General features: G+C 71.5%; 23 protein-coding genes. 9 read left to right on the forward strand and 14 right to left on the reverse strand.

Translation table 11 applies throughout. The features are described 5' to 3' along the window. The first annotated feature begins 77 nt into the window (after window positions 1-77). From OJ997_RS10270 to OJ997_RS10280, 3 genes are all read left to right on the forward strand, one after another. The gene (locus OJ997_RS10270; protein ID WP_270024996.1) at window positions 78-1,928 is read left to right on the forward strand and encodes a methyl-accepting chemotaxis protein; all 1,851 of its coding nucleotides are present in this window, start codon (window positions 78-80) and stop codon (window positions 1,926-1,928) included. A gap of 178 nt (window positions 1,929-2,106) precedes the next feature. Then, the gene (locus OJ997_RS10275; RefSeq protein ID WP_270024997.1) at window positions 2,107-2,352 is read left to right on the forward strand and encodes an ACT domain-containing protein; all 246 of its coding nucleotides are present in this window, start codon (window positions 2,107-2,109) and stop codon (window positions 2,350-2,352) included. An 89-nt stretch (window positions 2,353-2,441) separates the two neighbouring features. Further along, entirely contained in the window at window positions 2,442-3,467 is a 1,026-nt protein-coding gene (locus tag OJ997_RS10280; RefSeq protein WP_270024998.1) for a response regulator transcription factor, read from the forward strand. A gap of 485 nt (window positions 3,468-3,952) precedes the next feature. On the opposite strand, the gene OJ997_RS10285 is transcribed toward OJ997_RS10280, so the two are convergent. After that, entirely contained in the window at window positions 3,953-5,479 is a 1,527-nt protein-coding gene (locus tag OJ997_RS10285) for a M28 family peptidase (protein WP_270024999.1), read from the reverse strand. A 286-nt stretch (window positions 5,480-5,765) separates the two neighbouring features. On the opposite strand from OJ997_RS10285, the gene OJ997_RS10290 reads away from it, so the two are divergent. Beyond that, window positions 5,766-7,835 carry an FG-GAP-like repeat-containing protein gene (locus OJ997_RS10290; protein ID WP_270025000.1) on the forward strand — a complete coding sequence of 690 codons (2,070 nt, stop codon included), beginning with the start codon at window positions 5,766-5,768 and terminating at the stop codon, window positions 7,833-7,835. Here OJ997_RS10290 and OJ997_RS10295 read toward each other — a convergent pair whose 3' ends face one another. From OJ997_RS10295 to OJ997_RS10320, 6 genes are all read right to left on the reverse strand, one after another. Further along, a complete protein-coding gene (locus tag OJ997_RS10295; protein ID WP_270025001.1) occupies window positions 7,836-8,078 on the reverse strand; it encodes a hypothetical protein in 243 nt (80 codons plus the stop codon). A 14-nt stretch (window positions 8,079-8,092) separates the two neighbouring features. Next, the gene (locus tag OJ997_RS10300; RefSeq protein ID WP_270025002.1) at window positions 8,093-8,848 is read right to left on the reverse strand and encodes a hypothetical protein; all 756 of its coding nucleotides are present in this window, start codon (window positions 8,846-8,848) and stop codon (window positions 8,093-8,095) included. Window positions 8,849-8,903: 55 nt separating this feature from the next. Continuing rightward, on the reverse strand, window positions 8,904-9,164 hold the full coding sequence (locus OJ997_RS10305; protein ID WP_270025003.1) for a hypothetical protein: 261 nt from the start codon (window positions 9,162-9,164) through the stop codon (window positions 8,904-8,906). Between the two features lie 44 nt (window positions 9,165-9,208). Further along, the gene (locus OJ997_RS10310) at window positions 9,209-9,346 is read right to left on the reverse strand and encodes a hypothetical protein (RefSeq protein ID WP_270025004.1); all 138 of its coding nucleotides are present in this window, start codon (window positions 9,344-9,346) and stop codon (window positions 9,209-9,211) included. Window positions 9,347-9,355: 9 nt separating this feature from the next. Next, a complete protein-coding gene (locus OJ997_RS10315) occupies window positions 9,356-10,555 on the reverse strand; it encodes an aminotransferase-like domain-containing protein (protein WP_270025005.1) in 1,200 nt (399 codons plus the stop codon). Window positions 10,556-10,743: 188 nt separating this feature from the next. Beyond that, window positions 10,744-11,697, reverse strand: coding sequence for a sigma-70 family RNA polymerase sigma factor (locus tag OJ997_RS10320; RefSeq protein ID WP_270025006.1), 954 nt, complete (start codon window positions 11,695-11,697; stop codon window positions 10,744-10,746). Between the two features lie 174 nt (window positions 11,698-11,871). On the opposite strand from OJ997_RS10320, the gene OJ997_RS10325 reads away from it, so the two are divergent. Next, on the forward strand, window positions 11,872-13,413 hold the full coding sequence (locus OJ997_RS10325; RefSeq protein ID WP_270025007.1) for a peptidoglycan D,D-transpeptidase FtsI family protein: 1,542 nt from the start codon (window positions 11,872-11,874) through the stop codon (window positions 13,411-13,413). Here the strand turns inward: OJ997_RS10325 and OJ997_RS10330 are convergent. The 3 genes from OJ997_RS10330 to OJ997_RS10340 are packed head-to-tail and all read right to left on the reverse strand — an operon-like array spanning window position 13,369 to window position 15,320. After that, on the reverse strand, window positions 13,369-14,178 hold the full coding sequence (locus OJ997_RS10330; protein ID WP_270025008.1) for a hypothetical protein: 810 nt from the start codon (window positions 14,176-14,178) through the stop codon (window positions 13,369-13,371). The genes OJ997_RS10325 and OJ997_RS10330 overlap by 45 nt on opposite strands. Next, window positions 14,175-14,342 carry a hypothetical protein gene (locus OJ997_RS10335; RefSeq protein ID WP_270025009.1) on the reverse strand — a complete coding sequence of 56 codons (168 nt, stop codon included), beginning with the start codon at window positions 14,340-14,342 and terminating at the stop codon, window positions 14,175-14,177. Before OJ997_RS10335 ends, OJ997_RS10330 begins: the two co-directional genes overlap by 4 nt. A gap of 36 nt (window positions 14,343-14,378) precedes the next feature. Beyond that, on the reverse strand, window positions 14,379-15,320 hold the full coding sequence (locus OJ997_RS10340; RefSeq protein ID WP_270025010.1) for an acetamidase/formamidase family protein: 942 nt from the start codon (window positions 15,318-15,320) through the stop codon (window positions 14,379-14,381). Between OJ997_RS10340 and OJ997_RS10345 the strand changes: the two genes are divergently transcribed. Beyond that, window positions 15,319-16,692: a hypothetical protein gene (locus OJ997_RS10345; protein ID WP_270025011.1), complete on the forward strand. Its 1,374-nt coding sequence runs from the start codon at window positions 15,319-15,321 to the stop codon at window positions 16,690-16,692. The genes OJ997_RS10340 and OJ997_RS10345 overlap by 2 nt on opposite strands. A 161-nt stretch (window positions 16,693-16,853) precedes the next feature. On the opposite strand, the gene OJ997_RS10350 is transcribed toward OJ997_RS10345, so the two are convergent. After that, the gene (locus OJ997_RS10350; protein WP_270025012.1) at window positions 16,854-19,784 is read right to left on the reverse strand and encodes a helix-turn-helix transcriptional regulator; all 2,931 of its coding nucleotides are present in this window, start codon (window positions 19,782-19,784) and stop codon (window positions 16,854-16,856) included. A 202-nt stretch (window positions 19,785-19,986) separates the two neighbouring features. Here OJ997_RS10350 and OJ997_RS10355 point away from each other — a divergent pair, with 202 nt between their 5' ends. Together OJ997_RS10355 and OJ997_RS10360 are read left to right on the forward strand one after the other, a co-directional pair. Beyond that, on the forward strand, window positions 19,987-21,852 hold the full coding sequence (locus OJ997_RS10355) for a S9 family peptidase (RefSeq protein WP_270025013.1): 1,866 nt from the start codon (window positions 19,987-19,989) through the stop codon (window positions 21,850-21,852). Between the two features lie 30 nt (window positions 21,853-21,882). After that, a complete protein-coding gene (locus OJ997_RS10360; protein WP_270025014.1) occupies window positions 21,883-22,482 on the forward strand; it encodes a dihydrofolate reductase family protein in 600 nt (199 codons plus the stop codon). On the opposite strand, the gene OJ997_RS10365 is transcribed toward OJ997_RS10360, so the two are convergent. Further along, entirely contained in the window at window positions 22,461-23,309 is an 849-nt protein-coding gene (locus OJ997_RS10365) for a helix-turn-helix domain-containing protein (RefSeq protein WP_270025015.1), read from the reverse strand. The two genes, OJ997_RS10360 and OJ997_RS10365, sit on opposite strands and share 22 nt — an antisense overlap. 106 nt (window positions 23,310-23,415) lie before the next feature. Between OJ997_RS10365 and OJ997_RS10370 the strand changes: the two genes are divergently transcribed. After that, on the forward strand, window positions 23,416-24,102 hold the full coding sequence (locus OJ997_RS10370) for an SDR family NAD(P)-dependent oxidoreductase (RefSeq protein WP_270025016.1): 687 nt from the start codon (window positions 23,416-23,418) through the stop codon (window positions 24,100-24,102). Between the two features lies 1 nt (window position 24,103). Here OJ997_RS10370 and OJ997_RS10375 read toward each other — a convergent pair whose 3' ends face one another. After that, complete coding sequence (locus OJ997_RS10375) at window positions 24,104-24,496, reverse strand: GlcG/HbpS family heme-binding protein (protein ID WP_270025017.1); 393 nt, start codon at window positions 24,494-24,496, stop codon at window positions 24,104-24,106. Beyond that, window positions 24,483-25,382 carry an SMP-30/gluconolactonase/LRE family protein gene (locus OJ997_RS10380; RefSeq protein ID WP_270025018.1) on the reverse strand — a complete coding sequence of 300 codons (900 nt, stop codon included), beginning with the start codon at window positions 25,380-25,382 and terminating at the stop codon, window positions 24,483-24,485. The genes OJ997_RS10375 and OJ997_RS10380 overlap by 14 nt, the downstream gene beginning before the upstream one ends. Between the last annotated feature and the right edge of the window lie 6 nt (window positions 25,383-25,388).

Genomic DNA, 25,388 nt, shown 5'->3' on the forward strand with positions numbered 1-25,388 from the left:
TGGGCAAAGTTGACAAACCGGACGACAAACCTCACGTCGCCTTTATGAGAGGACGATGTAAGCCGACGGACAAGGGTATGACCGCGATCCGCAATCTGCCACTCGCCGCGCGCCTCGGAGGCGCCTTCGGCGTCCTGTGCCTGGCGTTGGCAATTGTCGCCTTCGCGGGCATCAACTCAATGAACAACCTGCGCGACAAGGCCGACGAGCTCGGCGAGCGCCATATCGAAGCCGCGCAGCATCTGGGCTACATGCAGGAGCGCGCGAAGGACAACGTCTCACTCATCACCCAGCATCTTTACGTGCGTGACGGCGACCTCGCCGCCGAGGACAAGATCCTCAAGGAGATCGAGGCCAACTGGGCCGCCAGCAAGAAGGACGGCGCCGTCATCGCCAAGCTCTTCGAGGGCACGCCCGCGCAGGAGGAGCTCGACACGTTCGTCAACGTCCGCGCCGAGATCCTCGAGGTGCAGAAGTCGGTGCTCTCGAGCTCGCGCGACGAGACCGCCCGCAACGCCGAGGACCGCAGCGGCTCGCGCACCGAGTTCGAGACGAAGCTGCTCGCGCTCGACGCCGAGCTCGAGGCGGCCGGCGACGGCCTCGCCGAGGCCACCAACACGTTCGCCGCGGAGGGCGTCGAGGCCGCGCACGCCGCCGACACCACCGGCAAGCGCTTCATCCTCCTGGTCGCGATCTTCGCCATCCTCGCGGCGATCGGCCTGGCCGTCTGGGTCACGCGCTCGGTCGTCCGCCCCGTCCGTCAGCTCAGCGACCGCCTCACCAGCCTCAACGACCACTGCCTCAACGACCTCTCGATCGCGATGGAGCGTATGTCGGAGGGCGACCTGACGTTCCCGATCGAGCCGGTCACCACCCCGATCGAGGTCACCGCGACCGACGAGCTCGGCCGCCTCTCCACCACCTTCAACACGATGCTCGGCAAGGCCCAGCACTCGATCGCCGGCTACGAGGCGATGCGCAGCTCGCTCGGCGAGGTCATCGCCGAGGTCGCCGCGGGCGCCGGCACCGTCGCCTCCGCTTCGCAGGAGATGGCCGCCACGTCCGACGAGGCCGGCCGCGCCGTCGGTGAGATCGCCGCCGCCGTGACCGACGTCGCCCAGGGCGCCGAGCGCCAGGTGCGCATGGTCGAGTCCACCCGTGAGGCCGTCCAGGAGGCCGCCCGCGCCGCGACGGCCAGCGCCGAGACCGCCACGGCCACGGCCGACGCCGCCAAGGAGGCCCGCACGGTCGCCGAGCAGGGCGTCGCCTCCGCGGCGCACGCCACGGACGCGATCCGCCAGGTCGCCGAGTCCTCCGCCAACGTCGGCACCGCGATGGAGGGTCTCGCCGAGAAGTCCGCGCAGATCGGCGGGATCGTGACCACGATCACCGGCCTGGCCGAGCAGACCAACCTGCTCGCGCTCAACGCCGCGATCGAGGCCGCCCGCGCCGGCGAGCAGGGCAAGGGCTTCGCCGTCGTCGCCGAGGAAGTGCGCAAGCTCGCCGAGGAGTCCCAGACCGCCGCGGGCCAGATCTCGTCGCTGATCGGTGAGATCCAGTCCGAGACGCAGAACGTCGTCGGCGTGGTCGCCGAGGGCGGCCGTCGCACGGCGGACGGCGTCGCGACCGTCGAGCAGACCCGTGAGGCCTTCGAGGCCATCGGGCACGCCGTCGAGGACGTCACCGGCCGCGTGAGCGAGATCGCCACGGCCGTGCACCAGATCTCCGCCGAGGCGACGCGCGCCGAGACGGACATCGCCGAGGTCGCCGCGGTGGCCGAGCAGTCGTCCGCGTCCGCCGAGCAGGTGTCGGCGTCCACGCAGCAGACGAGCGCCTCCACGCAGGAGATCGCCGCGTCCGCCCAGACGCTCGCCGCCACGGCCGAGACGCTCAACGGCCTGGTTGGCCGATTCAAGCTGACCGTGTAGCCTCTGTCGGGATGAAGCCGTTCGCCACACCTCGCGTGACGAACGGCTTCGCCTGCATCGCCATCATTATTCGCTAGGCCCGCGGCCGTCATACCGCGGGCCTTTGTCGTTCCTTGGGGAACGTCTGGCGAATCGGCGGGCGCGCAAACCGGGGAACGAGAAAGGTCTGAGTTCCCCCATGCTGCTCCTTCCCCCCGGCGTCGCCCCTTCGTCCGTCACCCGGCTCTCCGTCCAGGTGCTCGACCAGCCCGGCGTGCTGCTGCGCGTGCTCGGCATCTGCCAGCGGCGCGGCGCACGAGTCCTTGCAATGACGTATGCGGCGGACCGGATCGAGCTCGCCGTGAGCGCCGACGAGCGTCATCTGAACCTGCTCCGAGGCCGTTTGGAGGGCGCAGTCGACGTCCTCGGGGTGGTGGCCCGTTGAGAGGTCTCCGCGACTTCTCACTTGGCGCGGCGGCGTGAACGGGTTACGAATGCGGTGTGTTGGTCGCGGAAGGGGCCAGGCCACGCTGCGTGCGGGTCCTGGTGGTCGAAGGTCATGAGGTGCTGGGCAACGGGTTGCGCTGGCTGCTGACGCGCGTGCCGTGGATCGAGCGATGCACGCTCGCCCACGAGCCGCAGGGCGGTTACGACCTGGCGCTGGTCGACGTCGGTCTCGGCTTGCCGATGTGCGAGCGCGTGGCCGCGACGGGCGCCCGCACCGCGCTGCTCACGTCCCGCTGGGACGACGTCTCGCTGCGCACCGCCCGGTCCGCCGGCGCGTTCGGCGTGATCTCCCGCGACCTCCCGGCCCGCGACCTCCTCGCCGCCGTGCGCACGCTCGCCCGCGGCGGGATGCCCGAGCCGCGCCCCGTCGCCGCCGGCGGCGGCACCCGCTTCACGCCACGCGAGCGCGAGATCCTGCGCCTGGTCGGCGCCGGCCTGACCAACGCCGAGATCGGCGCGGAGATGTTCCTCGCGCCCGGCACCGTCAAGCACCACATGCTCGGCATCTACGACAAGCTCGGCGCCCGCAACCGCGCCGGCGCCGTCCACGCCGCGCGCCGCCTGGGCATCGTCGCCGACCGCCGCGAGCCGTTCACGCCGCCCCTGGACCCCTTGCGAGTACTCGTCGCCGACCCGGTGGACGTGCGCCGCGCCGGCGTCCTGCTCGCGCTGCACGGCCGCCCGTGGGTCGAGGCCTGCGCGGGCGCGCGGACCCTCGAAGACGCGCGTGCCATGGCCGAGCGTCTTGATCCGCAGCTGGTCCTGGCCGGCACCCCTGACCTGCGCCTGCCCGGCATCCCGACGCTCGCCCTGCGTGAGGACGGGACGATTGAGCAGCGCGTCGAGAGCGACACGGGCTCGGTCTCCCCGCGTGAACGGGACGTGCTGTTCGCGTTCGCGGCGGGCGCGACGAACCCGGTCATCGCCACGCAGCTGGGCCTCTCACCGAACACGGTGAAGCAGCACGCTTCCTCGATCTTCCGCAAGCTCGGTGTGCGGAATCGCGCTGAAGCGGTGCGCCGGGCCGATGAGCTCGGCCTTTTGGCCGCGTAGTTCGCACGAACAACGGCCATCGAGGGGGAAGGGAGCTGCAGCGCCGCCCGCGCTGGCTTCGGTGGGCGCTCGCTCGGGCTCCGCGCGGTTCTTCCCTCGTGCCCGCGTGCCGGGATACCGTCAAGTTACGGGCACCGGAGATCGCGAGGAGCGGTTGTGGTTGCTTTCGTCCGCTACACGTCCGGTCGACCAAGGTCGCGCACGACCGCGCTCCGAACAAAGGGGTGTGGTCACAAACTCCCGCATAGCGGGAGTTTCCGACCACACCCCCTCCCCGCGCCCGTTCGTCGACCGGAAATCGATCACGCCGAGCCCAAGCGGGACGGCCGAGGGACGATCTTCGATGACCGTAACTTGACGGTAGGCCTGCACGGCGATTCTTCCCCGCCGCGCGGAGCCCGAGGGGCGATGTTCACCGCAGCGCGAGTGGCGCTGCCGCTCCCTTCCCCCCTCGATGGCCGTTGTTCGTCCCTTAGAAGCGAACCCTAGTTGTCCGTTCGCACCGGCAGCTCGATCGCGTCCTGACCGATGCCGCCGAACGAGCCCACGGCGTGCGCGAGCACGTCCGCGAAGTTGTCCATGCCGAACTCGCTCAGGTTGAAGATCGTGTCGCACCACTCGTGGTAGCAAGGATCGGCCTGGATGCCGACCTGGCCGCCGTACTTGGCGACGTGGTCCGCGGTCTTGACCGTCTCGGCGCCCGTGTAGAGGCCGGTCGCCGGGATGCCGCGGGTGCGGAAGCCCGCGTAGTCGGAGCGGTTGTCGAAGATGTACGGCGTCGAGTCGATGCCGAACTTCTGCTTGAGGTAGTCGATGTGGAGGCCGCCGAGGATGGTCTCGGCGCTGGGCACCGTGGCGCCGTCGGTGTAGACGAACGGGATGTAGTTCGTCGAGGCGATCATGTCGTAGTCGAGCATGCCCGCGAACTTGGACGTCTCCAGCGTGTTGAGCTGGTTGGCGTAGAACTGGGAGCCGTAGAGGCCCTGCTCCTCGCCGGAGAACCAGCCGAAGCGGATCCGGTACTTGGTCTGGATTCCGAGCTTCTTGAGCTGGCTGGCGATCGTGAGGTTCATCGCCGTGCCGGAGCCGTCGTCGTTGATGCCCGGGCCGGCGGCGACGCCGTCGATGTGGGCGCCGACCATCAGGATCCGGTTCGGGTCACCGGTGGTGGTCTCGGTGATGATGTCGTAGTCGATCCGCTGGTTGATGTTGTTGTCGGTCTTGAAGTGGACCGTCAGCGGGGTGCCGGCCTGGGCGGCGTCGTAGAACTCCTTGCCGGTGGCGTAGGAGAGCGTCGCGGCCATCAGGCCCGGGTAGGTCTGGCCGACGACGCGCGTGAACGTCGTGCCGTTGGTGGTCGTGCCCGGCGCGGTGCGCAGCGGGGCCTGGCCCTCGTTCATGATGAAGACGGCCTTGGCGCCGTTGGCGCGGGCGTTGATCGCCTTCTCCAGGAACGTGCAGCCGCCGCGCTGGACCAGCGCGATGTTGTCCTTCACAGCCGCCGGGAAGTCGCTCATCGCGCAGCCGGCGCGGGTGCCGTCAGCCGTGCCGACCGGCGGGACCGTGATCCGGTTGGCCGGGATCACCTGGGCGGTGAGGTCACCGGTGTGGCCCCAGGTCATCTGGGAGAAGTCGCCCGTCAGGTTGAGGGCGTTCACGTAGGTCTTGGTGGTGCCGTCGGCCAGGGTCCGCTCGAGCACCGGCGGGGTGCGCTCGGCCCAGGTGTTCGGCGACGCCGTGTTCGCATAGGGCGTCAGCGTCGGGTTGTAGCCGAGGTCGCGCAGCTCGGAGATGACGTAGTCGATGCTCTCGAGGTTGCCGGCCGAAGCGGTCAGGCGATTGTTCTCGTTCGCCAGGCCGATCGACTGCAGGCGCTGCGCGTAACGGAGGATCTCGCCACGCGTGACGCCGTCTCTCAGCGCCGTGGTGTCCGGGTCTGCCGCGTGCGCCGTGGCTGGGGCTGTGGCCCCGAGCACGGCGACGGCGAGCACCGCAAGGGTGGTCTTTCGCACGTTCCTGTGTCTTTCATCCGATGTGAACTGGATGCGAGCTCGACGGGACGGGCGGTGCTCACAGACGACCCACGCTACCTACGCCCTGGCTCTCATGTGGTTCTCCAGACCGTTCGGGTTCCCCCGATGGTCCAGTTCTACGACGCTGCGTAGTACTAGACGCCATAGTTGGCGTGGGGACGGGCTGATCGGTCAGTGAATCAGCCCAAGAGAGGGATTCGGAGTGTTGAACACAAGACGACGGCGCGCGTTTGCCAGCGCCGGCGCAGCGGCTGCTGTGAGCGCGATGCTCGCGCCGGCAGCCTTCGCGGGAACCCTCGCCACCGGTGGGCCCGTGGACCTGCTCACCGAGGCGAACCTGCGCGTGGACGGCCTGGCCGCCAACGCCAAGCTGGGCGACAAGATCGCCTCCGCGGGAGACTTCAACGGCGACGGCATCAACGACGTCGCGCTGGCCGTGTGGATGGTCAACGGCGACAGCCCGACCCGCACGCAGGGCGGCGCCGTGTACGTGGTGTACGGCAAGGCCTCCCCCACCAACGTGAACCTCGGCGCGCTCGGCGCCAACGGCGTCCGCATCGAGGGTGCGCTCGCCGGTGACCACCTCGGCTGGTCACTCGCGCCCGCGGGTGACGTCAACAACGACGGCAAGGGCGACCTGCTGCTCGGCACGCCGTGGAGCGACCCCTCCTCGCGCATCAGCGCGGGCGGCGCGCACGTCGTCTACGGCCGCGCCTCCACGACCGAGATCGACCTCGCCAGCAACACGGCGGGCTTCCGGATCGACGGCGCCGCCGCGGGCGACCGCACGGGCTACTCCGTCGCCACCGGCGACGTCAACGGCGACGGCCGCCGCGACTACATCCTCGGCGCGATCGGCGCCCAGCCGGGCGCCAAGAAGGACGCGGGCGCGGCCTACGTCGTCTACGGCAAGGCCGACCAGGCCAACACCGACCTCGGCGGCAGCTACGACGGCTTCCGCCTCGACGGCGAGTCGGCCGGCGCGCGCACGGGCTGGTCGGTCGCCGCGGGCGACTTCGACGGCGACGGCAAGAGCGACGTCGCGGTCGGCGCGATCGGCGCCAAGGACGCCGCGGGCTCGACGTTCGTCGTCAAGGGCGGCACGACCGGCATCGCGTACCGCTTCGACGGTGACGCCGACGACCAGTCCGGCTGGTCGCTGGCCGCCGGCGACGTCGACGGCGACAAGAAGGCCGAGCTCGTGATCGGCGTCCCGTTCCACAACCCCGCGAGCGGCCTGATGGCCGGCTCGGCGTACGTGCTCAAGCCCGCCGCGAGCCACACGCTGGCCGCGCTGCCCGCCGGCTCGTACCGGATCGACGGCGCCAAGTCCCAGGACGGCGCCGGCTGGGCGGTCGCCACGAGCGGCGACCTCAACGGTGACGGCCTCGGCGAGATCATCCTCGGCGCGCCGGGCGCGGACCGCCCGGCGATCCCGCAGGAGTCGATCGGCGCGGCCTACGCCGTGTACGGCTCCAAGACGCCCGCCAACGTCGCGCTGGCCACGCTCGGCACGAAGGGCGCGACCATCAACGGCGGCGGCAGCTTCAAGTGGGGCGACCAGGCCGGCTGGAGCGTCGCCGGCCTCGGTGACATCACCGGCACGGGCGTGAACGTCGTCGCCGTCGGCGTCCCGGGGCTCGACACGGGCCCGACCACGGCCAACCGTGACCGCGGCGCGGGTCTCCTGCTCAACGGCGTCGTCGACCCGAACGCGCCGACGATCACGATCTCCACGCCGCTCGACGGCGCGAAGATCCCGGTCGGCACGCCGGCCACGGTCGCGTTCAGCTGCGACGACGACAACACGCTCGTCTCGTGCTTCGCGTCCGACAGCGGGCGTCCGATCCTCAATGGCGAGGCGCTGACGACCGGCCCCGACGCCATCGGCCCGCACACCATCGTCGTCACGGCGAAGGACGCGGCCGGCAACACGACCACGAAGTCGGTCACCTACAACGTGGTCGTCGTCGCGACCACCCCGGTCGGCGGCACCGTGCCGGCCGTGCTGTCGCTCTCGCTCGGCGCTCCCGCGACGTTCCCGACGTTCGTCCCGGGCGTGGCGCGCGAGTACTCGGCGATCACGAAGGCGACCGTGCTCACCACCGCCGGTGACGCCACGCTCTCCTACAGCGATCCCGGCCACCTGACCAACGGCGCGTTCTCCCTCGCGGAGCCGCTGCGCATCGAGCTGGCCAAGAGCGTGTGGACCGGCCCCGCCTCCAACGAGGACGTGAACATCACGTTCAAGCAGCTGATCAAGGCGACCGACCCGCTCCGGACCGGCACCTACAGCAAGACGGTGACGTTCACGCTGGCGACGAACAACCCGTAGTCAACCCAACCACACGAGCATGCTGATCACGATCGCGCCGAGCCCGAGCAGGGCTCCCGCGATCGCCAGCTGCTCGCCGTGGTAGCCGTGCAGGCGCGTGTCGTGCCAGGCCTGTCCGCCCATCAGCGCGGCGGACAGGCCCGCGGCGAGGACGAGCGCCGGGCCGAGGAAGATCGCCAGCGCCAGCGCGAGCACGCCCGCGACCAGCGCCGGGATGGCCAGCGGCGCGCGCTGCTCCGGCATGCCGAGAACCGTAGTCAGTTGCGGCTGAAGAACTCGAGCGCCTGGCGCGTCTTGGTCTGCTGCTCGCCCGAGGTGTCGATCCCGCAGCCGGCCAGGAACGCCCGCGTCTCCGCTACGACCGTGAACGCTTCTGGCGGTGCGCATTTGGTCGAGAGCTCGAGGATCCGCGTGCCGTCGGGGTAGAACCACACCTCGGTCACGAGCCGGCGGGCGAACTCGGGCGGCGTCATCCGCAGCTTGAGGACGAACACCGGGCCCATCATCGTCAGGTCGTCGAGCTCGAGCCCGTCGGGCGCGTGGTCGGCGAAGAACGCGCGCTGCTCCTTCGAAAACAGCTTGCGCGTGGCGCGCGCGCCGGCCTGCACGTCGCGGACGCACGCGCGGGGGATCGCGCGCTTCATCGTGCCCGAGCAGACGAACCCGCCCGGCATCGCGTCGACCTCGACGACGAAGCTCGGTGACTCGCGGACCTTGCGCGGCAGCTCGTCCGGCACGACCGGACGCAGCTTGACGACGCTGTCGTCGCCCTTGCCCTGCACGCGCCGGGCGCGCACCACCAGTCCCGCCTGGCTGAGCGCGAGGTCGGGGGTTTCGAAGAAGAAGACCTGGCGGATCTGCGCGTCGAGCGGGTCCAGGCGCAGGCCGTGGAGCGCCGACTGCTGGTGCGGCTCGTCGATCGTGAGCTTGAGCTCGACGCTGTCCGCCTGCTTGATCAGGTCGAGCAGCGTCGACAGCTGCTCGTCCGAGAGACGCGGCGCGATCGTGGACATGCCGCAGTGTCGGCACGAGACGGGTGAGCCCGCCTCATGCCGATCGGGTGAAGCGTCAGAGGTTGATCGCGACCATGCCGAGGATGCCGAGCGCCACCGCGCAGGCGCCGAGGATGATGCCCGCGACCGCGAACCCGTGGCCCTGGTAGCCGTGGCTCCTGGTGTCCGACCAGGCGATCCCGCCCATCATCGCGGCGCCGATCCCGGCGAGCATGCCGAACAGCGCGGAGAAGGTGAAGAGCAGCAGGATGGCGACGATCCCGACGACCAGCGACGGCAGGGCCAGCGGCGCGCGCGTCGTGATCTGCATTCGCATCGGAGGAGTGCTCATGACAGGTGAGTGCCCCGAAAGTGGTGTGTTCATTCCGCGTCCGGGTCGTCCGTCTCGGCCGCTTCGCGGTCGTCCTCGGACGGCTCCACCGGGTCGTCGTCGACGCGGTCGTCGTGGTCGCGCATGGCTTCTCGGACGCGGTTCATGTCGGGACGTGGGCGCTCCATGCCCTGTCCCTACCCCCGGCAGGCCGCTCCGAGACGGGCGGCGCCCTCGCGCAGCTCGTCCGGCGTGGCGGTGGCGAAGGAGACGCGCAACGTCCCGCGCGGCGCCTCGCCCGCGTAGAAGTACTTGCCGGGGACGAACGCCACGCCGCGGTCCAGCGCGCGCGGGAGGATCGCCTCGGCGTCGTGGCCGTCCGGCAGCTCGACCCAGATGAACAGGCCGCCCTCGGGCTCGGTCAGCTTCGAACCTTCCGGGAGGTGCGTGCGCAGCCCTTCCAGGAGCGCGTCGCGGCGCGGGCGGTAATGCGCGGCGAGCGCGGCGATGTGGTCGCTCAGGTCGTGGGTCGCCAGCCAGCGCTCCGCGGCGAGCTGATTGACCGTCGACGTGTGCAGGTCCGCCGCCTGCTTGGCCACGGCCAGCGGCCCGCGCAGCGCCCGGGGCGCCCGCACGTAGCCGATCCGCAGGCCCGGCGAGAGCACCTTCGACAGCGTCTGGATGACGATCGTGCGCTCCGGCGCGTGGGCGGCGAGCAGGTCCTGGTGCTCGCCCTCCAGGCGCAGCGCGCTGTACGGGTCGTCCTCCACCAGCCACAGCCCGGCCTGCGCGGCGGCCTCCGCGATCGCGGCGCGGCGCTCGGCGGGCATCGTCCGGCCGGTCGGGTTCTGGAAGGTCGGGATCAGGTAGGCGACCTTCGCGCCCTCGCGGCGCGCGATCTCCAGCAGCGCCTCCGGGTCCGGGCCATGCTCGTCCGACGGCACGGCGACCGCGCGTAAGTCGGCGAGCTGGAACGCCTGCAGCGCGGCCAGGTAGGTCGGGTCCTCGACGAGCACGACGTCGCCCTGGTTGAGCAGCGCGCTCGCGATCAGGCCGAGCGCCTGCTGGGAGCCGGTCGTGATCAGCAGGTCGTCGCCGGCGACCGGGAGCCCGCGCTTGGACATGAACGCCGCCAGGCGGTCGCGTAAGCCCGGGTCGCCCTCGGTGGTCGAGTACTGCAGCGCGCGGATCGCGTCCGGGCCGGAAAGAACCTCGTCGAACGCGGCGCGCAGGCCGGGCACGTCGAACGTGTCCGGCGCGGGCAGGCCGCCGGCGAGCGAGATGATCTCCGGCCGCATCGCGATCTGCAGCAGCTCGCGCACGGGCGAGGACTGCGTGGCGGCGAGACGGTCCGACAGGGGGGCGCCGACGAGCGGCGCGGGAGGCGAGATGGCCATGGTTCGTAGAGCTCCGGGAACGTGCTTGACGGGGACACCCGCCGCCCTCCCGGCATGTATGGCCAGGTCTTACAGGGCGACGGAGCGGGCTACTCGCCTCATCTGGATCAATGGTACGCGGTCCGTCAATCGGACTTCCACGTATGTGCCGCCCGGCGCTGGAGTCCGAGCCGCCAGGCGAGAACTCCTCACGAACGCGAGCCGCTAGGCGAGGGTTCGTCGTCCAATCCGAAGTACGTGAAGAGGTCTTCGTCCAGGAAGGCCACGGCGTCCGTGATGTGGCCGCGGGAGTCCAGCGTGATCACGTGGATCGCGTTGCGCTGCCACTCGCCGTCGATCAGCTTGTAGGTGCCGAACGCGGGCTGGCCGTTCGCGCGCGTCGGGACGAAGATGCGTGGGATCGACAGCGGGCCGGTCGGCAGGAACGCGCGGATAGGCTCGTGGCCGCGGAACCACTGGGTGAGCGGCGGCATGCTGAACGTGGCGTCCTCGGCGAGCATCGCGACGACGGCGTCGACGTCGCCGCGGTTCCAGGCCTCGACGTAGCGCTCGACGATGGCCGTGATCGCGTCGTCGCCCAGGGCCTGGAGCGTCGCCTGCTGGGATTGGCTCGGGAGCCGCTCGTCGACGGCCGCCCGCGCCCGCTGCATCGCGCTGTTCACGGACGCCGGCGTGGTGTCGCAGATCTCCGCGACCTCCTTCGCGCTGAAGCCGAGCACCTCGCGCAGGATCAGCACGGCGCGCTGCGTGGCCGGGAGGTGCTGGAGCGCGGCGATGAAGGCGAGCTCGACGCTCTCTCGTTGCTCGTAGGTCGCGTCCGGGGCGTCCGGGTACGGCTCGAGCCAGACCGTCTCGGTCAGCGGCGGCTCGTCCGGCCCGCGGTCGATCGGCAGCTCGCGCTTGCCCTTGCGGCGGGCGATCGCATCGAGGCACGTGTTGGTCGCGATCCGGTACAGCCACGTCTTCGGCTGCGCGCGACCCTCGAAGCGATCGAAGGCCTTCCAGGCGCGCAGCAACGCTTCTTGCAGCGCGTCCTCCGCGTCCTGCACGGAGCCCAGCATCCGGTAGCAGTGCGCGTGAAGCTCCCGCCGGTGCGGCTCGACGAGGCGCTGATACTCGGCCTCGTAGGCGGCGGTGCTCATCCGCTGAGGGTAAACGGTCCGGCCGACCCGCTAGAAAGGGACATGGTGGCCCGCCGTCGTCGACGTCGTTCAGGGGGACTCGGGTACTCGCCCCGAGCCGGTTCCCTGTTCCTGTCGCCGCCCAAGAGTGCCCGCCGCCGGCGCCGCCGCGGGCCGTCCTTGAGCATCCTCTTCGTGGCGCTGGTTGCAGTCGCCGCGGTCGGGTTCGGCGGGTACGCGCTGGTCCGCGCGCAGCTGGACAACGACGAGCGCCGGCCCGCGGTCGTCGCGTACGTGGAGGCGTGGAAGCGCGGCGACTACGAGGCGATGTACCGGCTCGTGGACGCCAAGAGCCAGGCCGCCAACCCGCGGATCTCGTTCCTCGCCGACTACAAGCGCGCCAACGAGGCCGCGACGACCGAGAAGATCGCCCCCGGCCGTGTCGGGCCGCTGCTCAGCGGCGGCAAGGTCCGGGTGCCGGTGACGGTGCAGACCGACGACTTCGGGCCGATCCGGGGCGAGATCGAGTTCTCCGCCTCCGAGGACAAGGAGGGCGTCGGCCACGTGGCCTGGACGCCCGCTTTGAGACTCCCCGGCCTGAAGGAGGGCGAGGACGTGACCCGCAAGTCCGGCGCCGCGCCGACCCGCGGGAACATCTACGCCGCGGGCGGCAAGCTGCTGGACTCGGATCCTCTGGGCGCCTCGATCGCGGGCACCGTGGGCGAGAAGCCGACCGGCCTGAACCGGATCTACGACGAGCGGCTGTCCGGCAAGCGCTCCTCGACGCTGCGCTTCGGCGACCGTGTGATCTCGCGCGTGAAGGGCACGAAGGGCAAGTCGGTCACCACGACGATCCGGCTCGGCCTGCAGCGGACCGCGAACGACGCGTTGGGCGAGTCGCTCGGCGGCATCGCCGTCATCAAGCCGTCCGACGGCTCGGTCCTGGCGCTGGCGGGGCTCGCGGTGTCCGCGCCCCAGCCGCCCGGTTCGTCCTTCAAGATCATCACCGCCGCCGCCGCGCTGCAGTACAAGAAGGCGACGATGGGGTCGAGCTACCCCGAGCGCACCTACGCGACCTTGAGCGGCGCCAAGCTCCGCAACGCGAGCGACGAGGTCTGCGGCGGCTCGCTCACCAACTCCTTCGCGCACTCCTGCAACAGCGTCTTCGGGCCTTTGGGCGCGAAGGTCGGCGCGAAGCGGATGTACGACATCGCCAAGAAGTTCGGCTTCATGGAGCAGCCCGACATCCCCGCCGCGAAGGTCTCCACGATCCCGACGGTCAAGGAGTTGAAGGACGCGATCGCCGTCGGCTCGGCCGCCATCGGCCAGAACACCGACAACGCGACGCCGCTCCAGATGGCCTCGGTCGCCGCCACGATCGCCAACAAGGGCGTCCGCGTGAAGCCCCACCTCTCCGGCACCAAGCGCGTCCGCAAGCGCGTCGTGAGCGCCAAGGTCGCCGGCCAGGTCCGCGACATGATGGTCGCCGTCGTCCAGTCCGGCACCGGCCGCGCCGCCGCCATCCCGGGCGTCACCGTCGCCGGCAAGACCGGCACGGCCGAGCTCGTCTCCACGGCCGACATCGCCCAGAACGCCGCCAACACCACGGCCTGGTTCGTCGCCTTCGCCCCGGCCTCGAACCCCAAGGTCGCGGTCGCCGTGATGCTCCCCAAGGCGGGCCAGGGCGGCACTTCAGCCGCCCCGATCGCCAAGCGCGTCCTGCAGGCCGCGCTCTAACAGGCCGTCTTCACGCCGGCCCGCGCGGCCTGGCTGCTTGCGCGCGTTCGCCCGCGTGCGCACCGCGGTCTTGTAGCTTTGCCGATAGGTCTTCGGCTTGCGCTTGACGAGCTTGCGGAAGCGCTTGACGGCCGCGTCGGCGAGCCTCATCGTCTTCTGGGCTTTCGCGAGTGTCGACTTCGCGGCCACGCACGGGTCGGGCCCGACGATGAACGTCGCCGAGGCCGTCGCCTCGGGTTCGAGGTCGTCCGAGTTCTCCTGCACGTACGCGCATAGGAGATAGCTGCCGGAAGTCGTCGTCGCGGTGCGCTCGACGGCAATGGTCCGGGTGCCTTGGACGTCGTCCCAGAAGACGTCGTCCGAGTTCGGAGCGTCGAGCGAGTACGCCGGTTCACAGCCGCGTCCGCCGGCCGGTTTGACCGTCAAGTAGACGCGTCTCGCGAGCTCAGCGGTGACCGGAAGGTTGATCCCGAATCGTTGGCCCGCCGAGACGTGTGGCGGCGTCGCGATGCCGACGCTCGCGTGCGCCTGCCGGATGTTGAGCGTCACCGGACCCGAGGCCGCAGAGGCCGACGGCGCGTCGTAGCGGGTCTGCAGATAGGCGCACAACGTGTGCGTTCCGGGCTCCTTGAACGTCTCTTCCTCGGTCGCTGTCCCGGTCGCGGCACCGTTGCCGGCGGTGAACATGATCCAGGTGCTCCCGGAGATCTCGAGGTCGTCGAGGAACGTCGCCCCGCACCCCATCGAGCCGGGCTTGATCGTCATCGAAACAGTTGTTCGGGCGCTCCGGCCCAGCTCACGGAGATCGTGACGGGAACCTCCTCCGTCGGGTCCGGTGCTGACACCGTGATCGTGTCGGCGGAGGCGGTGGCCTCGCCCGTCGTCGCCAGCGCCAACGCGAGCGCCGCCATCTTGATCGACTTCCTCATGTCGACCAATAGGCGGCGCGGGCGGAAACTCTCCCCCTAGAGCAGCTCGATCGGGAAGATCGCCTCCGGCAGGACGGCGGACACGACGAACTGGCCCGCGTCGACGATCTCGGAGATCTTCAGGTCGACGACCAGCGAGCACAGCAGGTAGGCGTCCTCGCGGGAGAGGTCCTTTTCGGTCACGAGGTAGTCGATCATCGCGCGGGTCGCGTTCTGGGCGTTCGCGTAGAGGTCCGGGCCGACGCCGGTGGTCGCGAAGAACGTGCCCTCGTCGACGGCGGGCGTGAGCGGGCCCGGGGCCGTGCGCCACTGGGGCGCCGGGATCGAGCGCTTCTGGACGGCGAAGCGCATGGTCGCGTACATCGGGGCTTCGAGGCCGGTGACGCAGATCTCGCCGTCGCCCTGGCAGCCGTGGGCGTCGCCGGTGGAGAAGAGGGCGCCGCGCTCCTGGATCGGCAGGTAGAGCGTCGTGCCGCGGACGAGCTGGCGGGTGTCCATGTTCCCGCCGAACACGCCGGGCGGCATGATCGGGGTGCCGCTCGCGCCGGCCGGGCAGACGCCCATCGTGCCCATGAAGGGGTCCAGCGGGACGGTGATGTCGTCGCGGAAGTGGGTGACGTCGCCCTCGGTGAGGTCGAAGATGCGCAGGTAGGGCTCGGTGAAGTCGTCGGCCAGCAGCCCGAGGCCGGGCAGGATCGCGGTCCAGCCCCAGCCCTTGGTGTGGATGTCGAGGATCTCGATCGCGAGCGTGTCCCCCGGCTCGGCGCCCTCCACGTAGACCGGGCCGGCGAGCGGGTAGACGCGGTCCCAGTCGAGCGTCGCGATCACGCTCACGTCCGAGTCCGGGCCGATCTGGTTGTCGGACACGTCACGGGTCTCGAAGACGACGGTGTCGCCGTCGGCGATCGTCAGGATCGGCTCATTGCTCGCGTCCCACGTGTAATGGACCTGATCCGTGGGGAAGTAGTGCGTGGCCATGACCGCACGATATTCGTCGCGCCGTTCCCACACGTACGCCGCGGCGCTCTGCGCGCTGCTGGTCCTCGCCGCCGCACCGCGAGCGGGGGCTGCGGCGATCCCGGTTCGCGACGACGTCGACGCCGCCGGCCTCGCGTTCGCCGGGCCGGAGCTGATCACGCTCCGCGAGCGCGACGACGGGTTGCAGCTGGTCGCGCAGCCGCGCAACGGCGGACCGGCACGGTCGCTGCTGACCGTGCGCCGCGGGCAGCTGGCGTCCGACCCCGCCCGGGAGATGACGGCCTCCGCGGAACGCGTGGCGCTGATCGCCGAGATCGAGGACGGGCCCTACCGGGTCTACGCCGGCCCGCCCGCGGGCCCGCTCGCGGTCGTCCGCTCACTGCCCGAGCGCGAGGAGTGGGAGCCGCTGCTCGTCGACGCCGACGGCGACCGGGTCCTGATCCTCGAAGCCAAGCCGACCGCGACCGGCGACGGCGAAGGCAGCGACGACGAGGACCAGGACGAGGCCCGCGCGTTCCTGCTCCACCCAACGTTCGGCCTGGTCCCGATCGCGTGGGCGAACGGCACGCGCGCCCCGCTCGCGCTCGCGGGTGAACGGGCACTCGCCTACCTGCAGGCCCCCACCCGGCTCGCGGTCGTCGACCTCGCCACCGGCACCGAGCAGGTCGCGATCCCGCTCGACTCCGACTGGGAGCTGGACGCCGACCTCGCCCCGGACGGTCGCGTGCTCGTCTCCACCGGTGCCGGCGTCACCCTCGCCGCGCCTGGCGTGGCGCCGCAGCTCATCCCCAACTCGCGTGGGCTCACCCGCGCCCGGTTCGCGGGAAACGCCATCACCGCGATCGAGGGCAATCCGGTCCGGCAGCCGGTCCTCCTCGGCGCCGACGGCGCACGGACGCCGCTCGGCCTGCCGACACGCATCCTGCCCGGCTTCGCGGCCGACCCGGCCGGGTTCGCGTGGATCGCCAACGGCTGCATCCGCTCCGCCGCAATCCCGCTCACCCCCGCCGCTCCCGGCGGCAAGAACCCCTGCCCGACGACCGAGGCGTGGCTCTACGGCATCCCGGGCCCCAGCAAGCTCCGCGGACGCACGATCCAGGCCCCGGTCGGATGCGTGACCGCGCCGCGCGACGTCTGCCGCGGCACCCTCGTCGCCCGCGTCTTCGAGGGCGGCCCCAAGATCATCGCCCGCGGGCGCTTCAGCGTCCCGGCCGGAAAGGAGCGCACCGTCAAGATGCGCGTCACCCGGGCCGCCGCCGCCCAGTTCCGGCGCAAGGGCTACGGCCAGCTCCTGCTCGACGCGCAGATCCGCAACGGGCGGGTCGGCTCCGGCGGCAACGGGGCCGCCGAGCTCACCGTGGAGATCGACTAGCGGTCGAGTGCGGTTTGGACCGCGAGACCATGTTGGTTCGGAGAACGTTCCCCCACAATGCTTCCTATGCGGGAACCCCTGATCACCGCGACGTTGTTCTCGATCTACGTCGGCACCACGGGAACGGCGAAGGCTCTAGGCGCGCTACAGCGCCTTTATCCCTAGACCAGCCCAACGCGGTGGGCGACCGCCGCGGCCTCCGTGCGTGAGCGCACGTCGAGCTTCGAAAGGATCCGCGAGACGTGGACGCTCGCGGTCTTCTCGGCCATATACAGCGCGTTGCCGATCTCTCGGTTCGTGCGTCCGTCGGCGAGCAGGGCGAGTACCTGCCGCTCTCGCGGTGTGAGCCCGAACGGGTCTTCGCCGTCATCCGTGGCAGTCGGCGCGGATGGCGGCGAAGGCTCGTCCGGGTCATCCATCCGCAGGCGGGCGCGCAGCGCGAAGCCCTCGATCTCCGAGGACAGCCACGCGGCGCCGATCGCCGAAGCCGAGGCCAGGGCTTCGGCGGCGGCCGCCGTGGCGGCTTCGCGTTCGCCGGCGGCGAGCAGCGCCTCCGCACGGCGGCGCCGGGCCTGCGCGGCACGGTAAGGCCGACCCAGCGCGACCCACGCCTCGGTGGCCGCGGTCCACAGCTCCGGGTCCTCGTCCCCACGGGCGCGAGCGAGCTCCGCCTCCGCCAGCAGCAGGAACGCCGCCTCGACGGGCCGTTCGCCCTCAGCGCACGCCTCGACCCGCGCGAGCAGGCCTTCCGCCATCGCGATCGCGAGCGACGGATCCTCGCCGAGATCCCGTGCGCGCACGGCGGCGTCGGCGTGCACGCGCACGCCGGACGCGGCCACGCGCGCCATCCGGGGCACGTCCTGGGAGCAGAAGTCGAGCCGGTCGAGCGCGTTGTCGATCGCGGCCACGGCGGCGTCGAGGTCACCCGCGCGGCGTTCCAGCTCCGCCCGCAGCGCGCCGAGCGGCCCGATCCACTGCGGCTCGCGCGTGTCCGCGGCCACGTCCTCGGCCTGGTCGAGCAGCGTGCGCGCCGTCTCGTGGTCGCCGCGCCCGAGCGCCAGCTCGATCCGCCGCAGCGCGTCGTTGATGAAGGTCGTGCCCATCGCGGGCCGAGCGGGGGTCGGCAGGGCGGCCTCGGCCACCGCCCACTCCCCCGCCTCGAACGCGAGCTCCGCCCGCAGCAGCGCGAGCCATCGGCGCGGCACGCCGCGCTTGGCGGCCAGCTCGTGGCCCTCGTCGGCGACCGCACGCGCCTCGCCCAGCCGGCCGGCGACGGTCAGCGAGTCGGCCAGGTTGACGTGGACGCTCAGCTTGTAGAGCAGGTCGGCGTTGCGCGCTCGTTCCAGCGCCTCGCGCAGCGACACCTCGCCCTCCTCGAACCGCCCGAGGCCGAACAGCGCGACGCCCTTGGCGTCCAGCGCCCGCAGCTCCGACACGAGCTCGCCCGCCGCGCGGGCGACCTCGATCGCGCAGTCGGCGGCCTCGACCGCTTCCTCGTGGCGGGACTCGAGCATCAGCTCCTTGGCCGTGCTGGCGAGCAGCGTGGCGCGCATCGGCGACGGCGCGTCGGGCAGCAGGTCGAGCGCGGTGCGGCGCGTCTCCGCGGCCGCGGCGGAGCGGCCCTGGTTGAACTGCTCGCGCGCGACCAGCTCGAGCAGGTCGGCGGTGCGCTCGGGGTCGGAGTCGCCGAGCTCGTTCAGCGCGGCGCGCAGGTAGGACTCCGCGCGGCCCGGCTCGTGCTCGCGCCCGGTCGACCACGCGGCGTTGCGGAGCAGCTGCACGTGATCGAGGCCGGCGAGCGACTCCGCGTCCGCCACCCGGTCCCACAGCTGGAGCGCGCGCGAGTAGAGCGCGGCCGCCTCGCCGTTCGCGTGGACCGCCTCGGCGGCCTGCGCGGCCCGGACCGAGGCGACCAACGCCGCGGGCTGGTCGCCCGACTGCAGGTAGTGGTGCGCGATGCCCGCCGCGAGGTGCGCGCCCGGCAGCCCTTCGGCGCGCTTCTCCATCGCCCGCGCGAGCGCGAGGTGCAGCGCGGCGCGCTCGCCCGGCAGCAGGTCGTCGACGACCACTTCCCGCAGCAGCGCGTGCCGGAAGCTGTAGAAGCCCTCCTCGTCCGCCACCACGAGCTGCGCCGCGACCGCTTCACGCACGGGCACGCGGGGATCGACCCCGGAGGCCTCGACGAGCAGCTCGTGGTCCAGTCGCCGCCCGGCCGCGATCACCCGCAGCAGCTCCTGCGCGTCCGGCGAGAGCCGCTCGATCCGCAGCATCAGCGCGTCGCGCAGCGTCGGCGGGAGCGAGCCACGCCCGTCGATCCCGGCGGCGAGCAGCTCCTCGGCGAACAGCGGGTTGCCCTCCGAGCGGGCGAACAGGCGCTCGAGCAGGTCGGCGCGCGGCGCGGCGCCGAGGATGTCGCTCAGCTGCGCGGCCAGCTCCTCGCGCGTCAGCGGCCGCAGCTCGACGCGGCGGGCGCGCGAGTCACGCTCCAGCTCGGCCAGCAGCGGCCGCAGCGGGTGCCGGCGATGCAGCTCGTCCGGGCGGTACGTGGTGACGACGAGCACCTTCTCGCGGCACAGCGACGAGGCCAGGTAGACCAGGAACGCCCGCGTGGAGCGGTCGGCCCAGTGCAGGTCCTCGATCGTCAGCAGCAGACCTTCGTCGCCCGCGAGCAGCTCCAGCAGCTCGAGCAGGCCGTCGAACAGGCGTGCCTGGGCGGTCGCCTCGTCGTCGACGCGGCCCTCCGCGCGGCCGAGCCCGGGGAGGATCTGGGCGAGCGCGGCGCGGGCAGGCTCCGAGAGCTGCCCGAACGCCTCGTGCCCGGAGCGCGCGAGTGGCCGCAACGCGCCGACGAGCGGCGCGTAGGGCAGCTCGCCCTCGCCCAGCTCCACGCAGTCGCCGCCGATCACGCGCACGCCGTCCTCGCGCGCGACCCGCTCGAGCTCGCTCAGCAGGCGCGTCTTGCCGAGGCCCGACTCGCCCGCGACGAACGCGAGCCCGGGCCGGCCGTTGAGCGCTTCGGTGAGGCCCGCCCGCAGCTCGGTGAGCTCCGGCGCGCGGCCGACGAACGTCGTGCTGGTCACTCGGGAAGCCACGACGGCAGTATCGCGCGCGCCGCCGCCGGACCGCGCGGGGCGCGGGGAAACGCCTAGGAGCGGCGACGGTCCGGCGGCGGCGATGGAGGGGGACACGCCGCCCATCCTGGCCGGCCTGGCGCGCGCCTGCATCAGGCGGACGGATCGAGTTCGAACCCGTTCGAACTTACGCGCGCCGACCGGACCCCTTACGGTGGGCCGCATGGAAGCTCCGTACGGCTCCTGGCCTTCTCCCATCAGCGGCGAGGTCGTCGCTCGCGACCCCGGCTGGCCCTACTCGGGCCTGGTCGCCGACCACGGCGCGCTCTACTGGATCGAAGCCCGCTCGCACGAGGACGGCCGCGACGTGGTCGTCGCCGACGGCGTCGACGCGATCCCCGCCGGCGCGAGCGCCCGCACCCGGGTCCACGAGTACGGCGGCGGCGCCTACACCGTCCACGCCGGCACGGTGTACTTCTGCGACGACGCCGACCAGCGCGTCTACGCGACGCGCGACGGCGTGCCGGTCCCGCTCACGCCCGCACCGCCGCACAAGCACGGTGTGCGCTACGCCGACCTGCAGGTCACGCCGGACGGCCGCACGCTGATCTGCGTGCGTGAGCGCGACGGCGACCCGGAGCACATCAACGACCTCGTCGCGTTCCCGACCGACGGGTCGGCGCCGCCGGTCGTGCTCGCCGAGGGCCACGACTTCTACTCCTCGCCCCGCATCTCACCCGACGGGTCTCGCTTGGCCTGGCTCGTCTGGGACCACCCCCGGATGCCGTGGGAGGGCACCGAGCTCCACGTCGCCGAACTTAAAGAGGGACTGTCCCTCTTTAAGAAGCGGCTCGTCGCCGGCGGGGCCGATGAGGCCATCGTGCAACCGGCCTGGAGCCCTGACGGAGTGCTCCACTACAGCTCCGACCGCACGGGCTGGTGGAACCTCTACCGCGAAAGTGGCACGGTCGTCACCGCCCTGGAGGCCGAGGTCGGCGGGCCACTTTGGGTGTTCGGCGAGTCCTACTACGACTTCCTCGACGACGGCCGGATCGTGCTGACCTACTTCAGCGCCGGCGCGGATCACCTCGCGGTGGTCGAGCGCGACGGCACGCTGCGGGACATCGCGCTCGACTGCACGCGGATCGTCGACCTCACCGCGGACGGGCGGCGCGCGCTGTTCGTCGGCGCCTCCCCCACTCGCTCCCTGCGCGTCTACGCGCTCGACGTGGACGACGGCGGGCTGGAGACGCTGAGCCCGGACGCCGACGAGCTCGTCCCGGAGCCGTACGTGTCCGTGCCGCGCGCGCTCGAGTTCCCGACCACCGGCGGCAAGACCGCGCACGCGATCTTCTATCCCCCGCACCACCCCGAGTACGAGGGCCCGCCGGACGAGCGCCCGCCGCTCGTCGTCCGCATCCACGGCGGGCCGACCGCGCACGTCTCCTCGATCCTGCGCCCGGAGATCCAGTTCTTCACGAGCCGCGGGATCGCGGTCGTCGACGTCAACTACGGCGGCAGCACGGGCTACGGGCGCGAGTACCGCGACCGCCTGCGCGGGACGTGGGGCATCGTCGACACCGACGACGCGGTCAACTGCGCCCGCCACCTCGCGCAGTCCGGCGAGGTCGACGGCGCCCGCATGACGATCACCGGCGGAAGCGCGGGCGGCTGGACCGTCCTGTGCGCGCTGACGCAGTACCCGGACGTGTTCGCCTGCGGCGCCGACTACTACGGCGTGGCCGAGCTGACCGCGTTCGTCGACGACACGCACAAGTTCGAGTCGCGCTACTTCGACTACCTGATCGGCCCGTTCGATGAGGCCGCCTGGACCGAGCGCTCGCCGCTCACGCACGCCGACAAGATCCGCGTGCCGGTGATCGTGCTCCAGGGCGACGAGGACAAGGTCGTCCCGCCCGCCCAGTCGGAGGTGATCGTCGCCGCGCTCGAGCGCAACGGCATCGACCACGAGTACATCGTCTTCTCGGGCGAGCAGCACGGCTTCCGCAAGGCCGACAGCCTCCGCCGCGCCGCCGAAGCGGAGCTCGCGTTCTACGGCCGCGTCCTCGGATTCGACGTCCACCGATGAGTTGCTGACCCGAGGATCGTTCTAGCCACCATGACCAAGATCACCACCGGCGCCAGCGTCTCGCTCGACGGCTTCATCGCCGGCCCCGCCGAGTCCGGCTTCGAGCACCTCTTCCAGTGGTACGAGAACGGCGACGTCGAGTTCAAGACGACGAGCTCGAGCATCGCGATCAACGTGACCGAGGCGAGCGCGGAGATCATGCGCGAGATCGTCGCGACCACCGGCTGCTTCGTCGTCGGCCGGCACCTGTTCGACATCACCAACGGCTGGGGTGGCAAGCACACGCTCGGCATCCCGTGCGTCGTCCTCACCCACTCCGTGCCGGACGGCTGGGAGCAGGACGGCGAGTGGATGTCCTTCTGCACCGGCACCCTCGAGGACGCGATCGAGCTCGCCAAGACCAAGGCGAACGGCAAGAACGTCGGCCTCAACGGCGGCACGATCGCCTCTCAAGCCCTCGACCTCGGCCTGCTGGACGAGGTCGAGCTGGACCTCGTCCCGGTCATCCTCGGCGGCGGCACGCCGTTCTTCGGCCGGCTCGGCAACGGCCCGTTCGTCCTGGAGGGACCGATCAAGTCGATCCAGGGCGACCGCGTCACCCACCTGCGCTACCGCGTGGTCAAGGCCTGATCCGCGGTCGGCAGGGAGGCGGAGGCGAGCAGCGCCAGCTTGTCTGCGGCACTGGAGCCGGCGTCCGGGTGATAGACGACGAGCATCTGGCCCTCGGCGCCGCTGATCGCCAGGCGCTCCCGGTTGAGCGTCAGCTCGCCCACCTGCGGGTGGTCGAGCCGGATCGGCGAGCCGAACTGCCCGCGGACCTCGTGCCGCGCCCAGAGCTGGCGGAAGCGCGGGCTGCCGAGGGACAGCTCGCCGGTGAGCTCGATGAAGCGCGGGTCGTCGATGTCGTTGCCGACGGCCTGGCGCAGGTTCGCGACGAAGCACTCGGTGACGCGCTCCCACTCCGGGTGCAGCGCCTGTTCGGCGGGGTCCAAGAAGAGGCTCCGCAGCTGGTTGCCACCCGCGGCCAGCGCCGGGGAGAGCACCCGCGCGGCGTGGTTGGCGGCGAGGATGTCGAAGTAGCGGCCCTCTATGAACGCGGGCTGCTCGAGGGACTCCATGAACTTGCGCGCGCCGGCCGGCACGGTTTCCTTACGCGGGCGGCGCTTGCGCGGACGCGGCACCCCGGCGACCAGCGTCAGCAGGTGCGCGAGGTGCTCGTCGTCGAGCTGCAGGACGCGCGCGATCGACTCCAGCACCTGCACGGACGGGTTGCGATCGCGGCCCCGTTCCAGCCGCAGGTAGTAGTCGGCGCTGATGCCGGCGAGCATCGCGACCTCCTCGCGCCGCAGGCCGGGCACGCGCCGCACGCCGCCGTCGGGGATCCCGGCCTGCTGCGGCGTGACCAGCTCGCGCCGGGCGCGCAGGAACTCCCCGAGGACATTCGCTGACTGGCTCACGAAATCCAGGATAGGTCGCTTACGACGGATTAGAGGGGGTCCTGTCACACCCCAGGCTGAACGGGGCTCTGGCTACGCGCCACCACCGTTCTTAGCGTGTCCCGATATGACCGTGACCCTGATCACCGGTGCCAACAAGGGCATCGGCTACGAGACCGCCTCCCAGCTCCTGGAGCTGGGACACACCGTCTACATCGGCGCGCGTGACGTCGAACGCGGGGAGACCGCCGCCGCCGCGCTCGACGGAGCGCGCTTCGTGCAGCTCGACGTGACCGACGAGGACTCGGTGACCCGCGCGCTGAGCACGATCGAAGCCGCCGAGGGCCGCCTCGACGTGCTCGTCCACAACGCGGGCGTCCTGCACACCGAGCTGAGCGGCGCCGCGGCGCAGCAGGCGTTCGACACCAACGCGGTCGGCATCGTCCGCGTCACCGAGGCCGCGCTGCCGCTGCTGCGGCGCTCCGCGCACCCCAACGTCGTCACGATCTCCAGCAGCATGGGGTCGTTCTGGGCGGTGAACAACCCCGAGCGACCGGAGTCGGGCATGCCGCTGGCGCTCTACGCGGCGTCCAAGGCGGCGGCCACGATGCTCACGATTCAGTACGCCAAGGCGCACCCTGACATCAAGTTCAACGCGCTGGAGCCGGGCACGACCGCCACCGACATGACCGCCGCGTTCGGCATCGGCCGGCCGGTCGAGGAGAGCGCGCGCGTCGTCGTGCGCCTGGCGACGCTCAACGGCGACGGTCCAACCGGCACGCTCCAGGACGAGGACGGCATCCTGGCGTTCTGAATCAGCCGATCGCCGCGCGGACCACGTCCTCGTCCTGCTGGCCGGTGCCGCCGCTCGCGCCGATCGCCCCGATGACCGAGCCGCCGTCGGTGATCGGCAGCCCGCCGATCTGCGGCGTGTAGCGGCCACCGGTGGCGACGGAGATCGAGGCCGAGAACGCGTGCAGCGAGGCCATCTTCTCGCCCTGGGCGGCGCTCGGAGCGCCATAGGCGGCGGCGGTCCAGGCCTTGCCCAGCGCCACTTCCGGAGCGATCCAGGGCGCGCCGTCCATGCGGGCGGAGGCGACCAGATGGCCGGCCGGGTCGACGACCGCGAAGGCCAGGTTCAACCCCTGGCTGCGGGCCTCTTCGATGCCGGCGGTGATGAGCGCCTGGGCGCGGTCAAGCGTGAGCATGAGCGGAAACCTCCACGGTGGTGGTGAGCAGGACGGCCTCGCGGGCGTCACGACGGCTGACTTCGAGGAAGTCGGGCGCGGCGCACAGCAGCAGCTCGCGGCCGTCGTGGCCGCCGAGCTGGCAGGCGAACACGGCAAGGCCTTCGGGCAGCTCGATCTCGTCGACGATGTCGCCGCCGGGCGCGATCCGGCACGTCGGGCCGCCGAGCCCGTCCGCGGCCCAGATGTGGCCGGCGGCGTCCAGGGTGCAGCCGTCGGGCGCGTAGCCGAGGTTCGGGAGCATCTCCTCGACGCTGCCGGGCGCCACGCGCGGGGCGACCTGGCCCCAGATGCGCTGGTCGATGAGGGACCCGTCGGGCTCGATCGTGAACTCGGTGAAGCCGCCGCCGAACGTCTCGGCGACGATCAGCAGGTTCCCGGAGATCATCATCGCGTTCGGGAACCACAGGTGCTCGCCCTCGCGGTGCACCGTGCCGTCGGGGTCGACGCGCACGAGCGACGTCGGCTCGGGGTGGGCCATGTTCATCAGGTCGAAGCCGAAGTTGCCGGCATAGGCCCGGCCTTCCCCGTCGACGATCAGGTCATTCAGGTGCCCGCCGCAGTACTCGGTGACGTCGGCGTGGACGGACACCGCGCCGTCGACGGTCCGCCGCAGCAGCCGGTGGTCGGTCATCGAGTTGACGATCAGCGACCCGTCGGGCAGCCAGCCGAGCCCGGACGGCTGGCCGGGCACCTCGAGGATCACCTCCTCCGCCCCGGTCTCCGGGTCGATCGCCCGCACCGTGTGGGTGTAGAAGTCCGACACCCACCAGCGTCCTTCGTGCCAGCGCGGGCCCTCGAAGAAGGACCCGCCCTCGACCAGCGTGCGCAGCTCTCTCGCTCCCATGCGGCC

The sequence above is a fragment of the Solirubrobacter phytolaccae genome (assembly GCF_027587195.1).
Classification (GTDB): Bacteria; Actinomycetota; Thermoleophilia; order Solirubrobacterales; family Solirubrobacteraceae; genus Solirubrobacter; species Solirubrobacter phytolaccae.

Excerpts from the sequence above, each read along its gene's own strand:
- OJ997_RS10270 (WP_270024996.1), top strand. The coding sequence starts at position 78 with ATGACCGCGATCCGCAATCTGCCACTCGCCGCGCGCCTCGGAGGCGCC.
- OJ997_RS10275 (WP_270024997.1), top strand. The coding sequence starts at position 2,107 with ATGCTGCTCCTTCCCCCCGGCGTCGCCCCTTCGTCCGTCACCCGGCTC.
- OJ997_RS10290 (WP_270025000.1), top strand. The coding sequence starts at position 5,766 with ATGCTCGCGCCGGCAGCCTTCGCGGGAACCCTCGCCACCGGTGGGCCC.
- OJ997_RS10295 (WP_270025001.1), bottom strand. The coding sequence starts at position 8,078 with ATGCCGGAGCAGCGCGCGCCGCTGGCCATCCCGGCGCTGGTCGCGGGC.
- OJ997_RS10300 (WP_270025002.1), bottom strand. The coding sequence starts at position 8,848 with ATGTCCACGATCGCGCCGCGTCTCTCGGACGAGCAGCTGTCGACGCTG.
- OJ997_RS10305 (WP_270025003.1), bottom strand. The coding sequence starts at position 9,164 with ATGCGAATGCAGATCACGACGCGCGCGCCGCTGGCCCTGCCGTCGCTG.
- OJ997_RS10310 (WP_270025004.1), bottom strand. The coding sequence starts at position 9,346 with ATGGAGCGCCCACGTCCCGACATGAACCGCGTCCGAGAAGCCATGCGC.
- OJ997_RS10315 (WP_270025005.1), bottom strand. The coding sequence starts at position 10,555 with ATGGCCATCTCGCCTCCCGCGCCGCTCGTCGGCGCCCCCCTGTCGGAC.
- OJ997_RS10320 (WP_270025006.1), bottom strand. The coding sequence starts at position 11,697 with ATGAGCACCGCCGCCTACGAGGCCGAGTATCAGCGCCTCGTCGAGCCG.
- OJ997_RS10330 (WP_270025008.1), bottom strand. The coding sequence starts at position 14,178 with ATGACGATCAAGCCCGGCTCGATGGGGTGCGGGGCGACGTTCCTCGAC.
- OJ997_RS10335 (WP_270025009.1), bottom strand. The coding sequence starts at position 14,342 with ATGAGGAAGTCGATCAAGATGGCGGCGCTCGCGTTGGCGCTGGCGACG.
- OJ997_RS10345 (WP_270025011.1), top strand. The coding sequence starts at position 15,319 with ATGACCGCACGATATTCGTCGCGCCGTTCCCACACGTACGCCGCGGCG.
- OJ997_RS10340 (WP_270025010.1), bottom strand. The coding sequence starts at position 15,320 with ATGGCCACGCACTACTTCCCCACGGATCAGGTCCATTACACGTGGGAC.
- OJ997_RS10355 (WP_270025013.1), top strand. The coding sequence starts at position 19,987 with ATGGAAGCTCCGTACGGCTCCTGGCCTTCTCCCATCAGCGGCGAGGTC.
- OJ997_RS10360 (WP_270025014.1), top strand. The coding sequence starts at position 21,883 with ATGACCAAGATCACCACCGGCGCCAGCGTCTCGCTCGACGGCTTCATC.
- OJ997_RS10370 (WP_270025016.1), top strand. The coding sequence starts at position 23,416 with ATGACCGTGACCCTGATCACCGGTGCCAACAAGGGCATCGGCTACGAG.
- OJ997_RS10375 (WP_270025017.1), bottom strand. The coding sequence starts at position 24,496 with ATGCTCACGCTTGACCGCGCCCAGGCGCTCATCACCGCCGGCATCGAA.
- OJ997_RS10380 (WP_270025018.1), bottom strand. The coding sequence starts at position 25,382 with ATGGGAGCGAGAGAGCTGCGCACGCTGGTCGAGGGCGGGTCCTTCTTC.